At 66.2% G+C, this 2,139-nt stretch carries 2 protein-coding genes; one reads left to right on the top strand and one right to left on the bottom strand.

Annotated features, from left to right (window positions below):
• Positions 1-64: 64 nt before the first annotated feature.
• Positions 65-1,276, bottom strand: coding sequence for a hypothetical protein (locus U9980_RS21640; RefSeq protein WP_322769600.1), 1,212 nt, complete (start codon positions 1,274-1,276; stop codon positions 65-67).
• 89 nt (positions 1,277-1,365) lie between these two features.
• On the opposite strand from U9980_RS21640, the gene U9980_RS21635 reads away from it, so the two are divergent.
• Positions 1,366-2,103 (top strand): glycosyltransferase family 2 protein, encoded by a 738-nt coding sequence (locus U9980_RS21635; RefSeq protein WP_322769599.1) that lies wholly within the window; start codon positions 1,366-1,368, stop codon positions 2,101-2,103.
• Positions 2,104-2,139: the final 36 nt, after the last annotated feature.

Here is a 2,139-nt window from a genome sequence, read left to right as displayed (position 1 = left end):
CAGGCGAGGTTGCGACGCCGAAGCGGGTCGCGGGTCACGCTGACCGAGGGCCACTCCCTGGGCCCTATCCACGACGTCCTCTACGTCGGCCGCTGATGACCCAGGTTCCAGCGATGATGACGAGGGCGAACAGGAGCAGTCCGGCACCGAGCGTCACGAGGAGCCAGATGCGGTCGTGAAGCGTCAATGAACCGCTGAGGGTTATCTGGAGTGAGCCGACGGTGAACGCGATGGCCGCGGTGAAGATCGTGACGAGTTCTATCGCGCGGACGGCGGAGGTCGCCAGCGTGTGGCGGAGATCCTGGTTCGCGTCTTCCTGCTGGCGCCACCGGTCCTGCTGCTCGCTGGCCCAGTTGGCTCGCTGACGACCTTCTTTGATCATTTCGCGTTCGTGCAGATACTGTTCCTGTAACAGTTTGTGGCTCACGCGGCTGCCGATCGCGGGTAGCAGCCGGAGCGCGGAGTCGATGCTCCTGAGTGCCTCGTCGTAGCGTCCGCACATGCGTTGCCCGGTCGCGAGCCGGAAGTGGAAGATGTGGTCGTCGGGATACTCGGCGACCGCCTCGGCCGCATGCTGGCGCAGCTGTTCTCCCTGGTCGTCGAATGGTGATGCCGCCCACAGGGCGTTCAAGCAGACATCGACGACGTGTCGCGACCTCGGGGATGCCGTCCATGCCTGATCGAGGAGTTCGGTTGCATATTCGGTGGTGATCGTCCGGCTGCCGAAAGCGGCGAACGCGCGCAGTCCGATGAAGAGCGGGTCACGGCGGTGCCGCTCGGCGGCGACCGCGAGAAGTGATGCGTCCAGGAACTGGTACAGCTCATCGAACCAGAAGTTCGCCCGGAGCTTGCCGGCATGGTAAAGAGTCGCGAAACAGCAGATGTCGCCGGACCCTTGAAAGCGCTCGATGATCCGGCCGCTGGCAAGGGTCAGGTCCTCGCGCGACTCGACGGTTTCCTTGGTGATGAAGGCATACCCGAGTGACCATTTCTCGGTGATGTCGCCACGGTGCGGGCCGGCGGCGTGTTCACCGAGCCACCGGGCGCACTGGGCCGCGACCCCCACGGTCGGTTCCTGAAGGAAACGGCGACGCCAATACCTGTCCGCGCAGATCAGCCACGGGTCCGTTACGAAGTCCGCGGACGCAACGTCGAAGGGCGGTTCCACGCCTGCGTCGAACAGGGTGGAAGCCACCGACTCGCATCTGCGGTCCAGCTCCCGCGAGTCAGCCGTCGGCGCCTGACCCAGCTGCGCGACGATCGAAGTGATGTCCATGCGTCCCCTCGGTTTGCCCCCTTGGGACAGGTATCTATCACACAGATGGCATTCTTTCGGTGCATACTGCGAACATGCAGGTGGATGTGGTGACAGCGGCGCATGCCGCCTATGCCCGCTATATCCCCGCTGCGTGGGCGTCGCTGCGTAGCCAGAGCCACCGGGACTGGACCTGGCGGGTGCAGGTGGACGGCCCTCCGGGCGACGTCCTCGATGCGTTGGTGGCCTGCGGGGCCGCTGCCGATGACCGGGTACGGACCGCGGCTCACGGTACGGGCGAGGGCCCAGCGGTCGCGCGCAACATCGCGCTCGGCATGTGCACCGCCTCGCTGGTTCAGAATCTCGACGCCGACGATGAACTGGAAGACCATGCGCTCGCGACGCTCACCGACGCGCTCGGGGCGCATCCGTGGGCGGGTTTCGCCGTCGGTCATGCACGGGACCTGTTCCCGGACGGCACCCTGCGCTCGCATTCCCTGCCGCTGTCGACCGGAGTGCTGCAGCGCGGGGCGCTGCCGGCGGCGTGGACGACCACTCCACCCGAGGCATATCGACTGCCCGTGCATCCCGCCGGCGTGATGTGGCATCGAAGCCTGCTGCTCGCCCTCGGTGGATGGTCCGCGCTGCGTGGCGTCGAAGACACCGCCACACTGATGGCGGGCTCGGCCTTGGCAGCCGGCGTACTCATCGACACCCCGACGCTGCGTTACCGCAGGCATGGCACGCAACGTTCCCTGGAGAAGTCCGATTTCTCCGGGGGGGGGGGCGCAGTATTCCCTGATTCGACAACGAGCCGCTCTCCTCGCAGCGGCGTCCCCGTGGCGTGACGTCGACGGTGGCGAGGTTGAAGATACAGAACGGCG

The organism is Protofrankia sp. Cr1, from assembly GCF_963555865.1.
Lineage (GTDB): Bacteria > Actinomycetota > Actinomycetes > Frankiales > Frankiaceae > Protofrankia.
The sequence above is the reverse complement of the archived record's forward strand: the minus strand, read 5'-3'. Positions and strand labels throughout refer to the sequence as shown.

Coding starts and splice junctions, on each gene's coding strand:
- U9980_RS21640 (WP_322769600.1), bottom strand. CDS start 1,276: ATGGACATCACTTCGATCGTCGCGCAGCTGGGTCAGGCGCCGACGGCT.